This is a genomic window from Pseudomonas sp. P5_A2_2 (assembly GCF_054177685.1).
The window spans coordinates 1-1,632 of sequence record NZ_JBGCUL010000977.1 but is presented as its reverse complement, the minus strand read 5'-3'; the positions used below and the strand labels follow the sequence as shown (position 1 = coordinate 1,632).

Here is a 1,632-nt window from a genome sequence, read left to right as displayed (position 1 = left end):
GCGTAGCACGCCCCAGTGGATACCGTTCTCAAACTCAAAGCGGACTACGTGTACAGCAGACATTGAAGGTACTCCTGGAGCAGCGTTTGTCCCGCGCTCGATGGCGCGAGAACTGTGGTGTTGTTCTGAGGGTGGGCTGGCGACGCTGTAGATCAACGAGCCGCCGGCGATCAAGGCACCGGCTTTGAGCACGTCTCGCCGGCCATATCGTGTAGCGTTGGCCGACATGGCAGCCGCTCTACCCGAACATCCGCATCAGCGTGATCAACTTGCCAATCGTCAAGTCAGGGCTGCGCCGCAGGTTGCGGATCAGGGCTCGTACATTGCTGAAGCTCATCTTGGGTTTGGTAAAACTCTTGGGCATGCGCTGCCCCCACTGCGCCATTGCCTCGGGACTCACGGGATGGATGCCCACAGGTTGTATGGCGGTAAAGATATCCCCGTCGCAGTAGTGCTCGTGCTTATCACCCCAAGGGTCTTGCCAGTAATCGAAGATCTGACTGCCCAGGATGTGCCGGCCGATTCCCCATGAGTGCTCCCAACCCCRCTCTCGCAGGACCCGTTGCCCCATGCCCACCGCGTCGGCATCGACAACTTCATAGGCGCTATGGCTATAGGTCGCCATGAACCCCTGGGCGATCGCGAGCGTATGGTGATCCGCAGGCCTGTCACCGAGATCAAGGCGCATGAAGGCGACGATGGGGGTGCCGTCAGGGAGTACTTGCACATCGCTGGGAATGAACCCGAAATGCCGGGTGTACCAGGCACAGGTCGCCTGATAGTCGGCCACTTCAATGACGATGTGACCCAGCTTGATTACTTCAGGCGGTGCAATCGGCGGGCGCTGCGTGGCGTTGATTCGCGATTGCTCTTGCGCCAGATTCCAGGGAAGTGGGGCTCTGTGTACCAGGGTTTTACCTGGCGTCTGGCCACAAACCGCTTCGACGGTAAACCCTGAAGGATCGGTCAGTCTGAGGTAATGCCCGCCGCCAGGATGTGTCGATGTCTCGATCGATGATGCACCTGGAATTTGCGTCAGCTTTTCCAGATCCTCGAGCGATTGGACTGCCAGCCCGAACCCGACAAAGCATGCATTTTCTGCACGGTGGACACGGTAACAATAGGGAGCCGGTTCAGTGCCGCGCAGATAGAGCGTTTCGGCGTTCTGATGACTGACGGCCAGGCCGAAGTCTGTCAGGAAATGCGCCGCCTCATTCAAGTCTGGCCTTTGAAAGATCAGGTGAGTCAGACCTTGGGCTTTAACCGTCGGTTGCGGATACCGGACAGGCTGTTGTGTTGCCAACTGGGGCATTTGATTTTTGTTATTCATTGTTCTTGTTTTCCAGTTTTTAGGGCAAAGCGATCCCTGAACCCCTGAAAACGCCAGGGGTTTTTCGTTGTTTCGGTTACCGCGCTTAGTCGATAGGAGGAAGTGCCGGYAACTCTACGGTCGCCAGCGCTCTAGCCTCCTCCAAAGGCACACCCAAGGCACGCAGCACGAGTTCAGCCGTATCAGATCCCGATTCGCGCCACGTTCTGTGCCCTTCCAGCACCAGAAAAATCGAGCCCAGGACGCTGCTCGAAATCAGCGTCAGCACTGAGAGCAATTGCTCCTGCGCAAACGTATAGCGT

1 protein-coding gene and 1 pseudogene are annotated in these 1,632 nt (G+C 57.4%); both read right to left on the bottom strand.

The window, feature by feature from the left end:
• Positions 1–238: 238 nt before the first annotated feature.
• Positions 239–1,330, bottom strand: a complete 1,092-nt coding sequence (locus ACXRVY_RS27965) for a VOC family protein (RefSeq protein ID WP_458238831.1) — start codon at positions 1,328–1,330, stop codon at positions 239–241.
• Positions 1,331–1,415: 85 nt separating this feature from the next.
• A pseudogene (locus ACXRVY_RS27960) lies at positions 1,416–1,632 on the bottom strand (TetR/AcrR family transcriptional regulator); the annotation flags it as partial.